2 protein-coding genes are annotated in these 2654 nt (G+C 33.3%); both read left to right on the forward strand.

Annotated features, from left to right (window positions below):
• Nucleotides 1–186 precede the first annotated feature (186 nt).
• A complete protein-coding gene (locus IE080_RS19260) occupies nt 187–2397 on the forward strand; it encodes an AAA family ATPase (protein WP_189586793.1) in 2211 nt (736 codons plus the stop codon).
• Entirely contained in the window at nt 2394–2531 is a 138-nt protein-coding gene (locus tag IE080_RS19265) for a hypothetical protein (RefSeq protein WP_189586795.1), read from the forward strand. Before IE080_RS19260 ends, IE080_RS19265 begins: the two co-directional genes overlap by 4 nt.
• Nucleotides 2532–2654 lie beyond the last annotated feature (123 nt).

Raw genomic sequence — 2654 nt, forward strand, 5'->3', positions numbered from 1 at the left:
AAATAAATACCCTGATCAGGGTATTTTTTCGTTGGAGGGTATTTAGTAGGTTTAGGGAGTTGAAAATACGACTGAAAAATCAGACTTAGCAAGCTTCCGTAGGGTATATATGGGTGGGGTTTTCAGACATATAAGTAAGTTATCGGGCAGCCTAAAAAAACAGAACCGTAGAAAATAAATTGAAGTATGATAGAAACAATCGACATTAAAAATGTTGCGACATACGACAATCAAGGCGTTCAAATAAACGACTTGAAAAAGATAAATTTTGTCTACGGAGCAAATGGTTGTGGAAAGACAACTATTTCAAATCTTATTCACGACAAGACCGACCTAAAATTTAAAGAGAGCTCAATAAAATGGAAAAATGACCTACCAATAAAAGTTTTGGTTTACAACAAAGGATTTAGGGAACGGAACTTTGGAAAAGGAAAATTAAATGGTGTTTTTACTCTTGGTGAAGCAACAGCTGAACAAATAAAGGTAATTGAAGATAAAACAGAAGAACTAAAAGTACTTAAAGCAGAAGGCATTCAAAAAAGAGAAACTTTGGACAAATTGAAAGCTGACAAGGAAGTCGCTGAAAATGAATTTAAAGAAGTCACTTGGACGAAGGTTTACAAAAAGTATGAAACAGAATTTAAGGAAGCATTTACAGGAACTCTTCAGAAAGAAACTTTTAAGAACAAACTTCTTCAAGAATCTGCTTCAAATACAACAGTTTTACAAACAATTGAAAAGCTAAGAGAAAAGTCTAAAACTATATTTGGACAACAACCACAGCCAATTCAGCCAATTACGCAAATTTCCTATGACAGAATCTCTGAAATTGAGTTGAACGTAATTTGGAAAAAAATAATAGTTGGTAAAGCAGATGTTGAAATTGCAAAACTCATTCAACGACTAAACATTAACGATTGGGTTAATCAAGGAAGGGAATATATTCAAGATGAAACTTGTCCATTTTGCCAGCAACAGACCATTACTGAAAACTTTCAAAGTGAACTTGAAAGTTTCTTTGATGAAACATACCTTAATGACATTAAATCTCTTAAGGAACTGAAGCAAGAATATAATTTGCTTACGCAAAATTTGATTAACGAATTAAATACTATTGAATCAAATCAAAAGTCTTTAAGTAGTTCTAAACTAGACATTGATAAATTATCTGCATACTTAAAGACTCTAATTAGTCAGAATGCTGCAAATACAGAATATTTACTCAATAAGGTTAAAGAACCAAGCAGAAGCATTGAACTAATTTCATTAAAAGAGCAACTAGATTTTATCAGCGAATTAATCAATTCAGCGAATTCTGAAATAAAGAAACACAATGACATTGTAGCAAATTACTCAACTGAACGAAGTAATCTGATAAAATCTATTTGGAGATACTTGGTTGATGAATACAAAAATGAAATTGCGGCATTTACGACCAAAAAAAGCGGATTAGAAAAGGGTATCGAAAACCTAGAAAAGCAACGAAAGGAAAAACTTGACGAATACAGCAAATTAGATGTTGAAGTAAAAAACCTAAGCAAGAATGTTACGAGCATTCAACCTACAATCAATGAAATAAACCGAATCCTAAAGTCATATGGTTTCCTAAACTTTGCAATCGTTCCTACAAAAGAAGAAGGATTTTATCAAATTGAGCGAGAAGATGGCACCATTGCAGAAACAACTCTAAGTGAAGGAGAAATCACATTTATCACTTTCTTATATTTCCTTCAACTTGCTAAGGGCGGTTTATCAGAAGATGAAGTAAACAATGAACGGGTTTTGGTGATTGATGACCCAATTTCAAGTCTTGATAGTAATGTACTGTTTGTTGTAAGCACATTAATCAAGGAAATAATTAAGAATATCAAAGCTGACTTAGGTGCAATAAAGCAGTTAATCCTCTTAACTCATAATGTATACTTTCATAAGGAAGTTTCATTCATTGATGGCAGAACAAAAACTTGCAACAAGACTAATTTTTGGATACTAAGAAAGAATGACAAGGTAACAGGCATTCAAAGTTTTGGAATAGATAATCCTATCCAATCTTCATACGGACTTCTATGGCAAGAATTAAAAAGCGAAGAAGTAAAGTCAAGTTTGACAGTTCAAAATGTAATGCGGAGAATAATTGAAAACTACTTTAAATTACTTGGCAAATTAGGTGACGATGAATTGATACTAAAGTTTCCAACTAAGGAAGAACAGGAAATTTGCAGGTCGTTAATCTCTTGGATTAATGACGGTTCACATAGTATAAATGACGACTTGTTTATAGAATTACAGGACAGGACAATAGAAATGTATAAAAAAGTATTTAAAGACATTTTTATATTGACCAACCACGAAGGACACTACAATATGATGATGAATTTAACGGAAGAAACAGTATGAAAACAGAAGGCCGACCCGATAACATCACCTATACGCAAGCAGGGGTTTCGTGCTTCGTAGGACAGGAAAGTGGTAAATTTGAAGTTCTGTTCTTCGTAGGAAGTTCTGTGGTAAAAATCCCTGCCTGCGTATAGCTGAGAACCGTTATACGTCATTCCCCCTACTTTTAAAAAGTTGATTTCGTAAGCTAACGCAGGACAGCATCATGGCAAGATTTTTTGTAAATTAATAGCCTCTCAGCAAGGCCGATTTAAGAA

It is taken from the genome of Mongoliitalea lutea (assembly GCF_014652135.1).
GTDB lineage: Bacteria > Bacteroidota > Bacteroidia > Cytophagales > Cyclobacteriaceae > Mongoliitalea > Mongoliitalea lutea.

Coding starts and splice junctions, on each gene's coding strand:
- IE080_RS19260 (WP_189586793.1), top strand. CDS start 187: ATGATAGAAACAATCGACATTAAAAATGTTGCGACATACGACAATCAA.
- IE080_RS19265 (WP_189586795.1), top strand. CDS start 2,394: ATGAAAACAGAAGGCCGACCCGATAACATCACCTATACGCAAGCAGGG.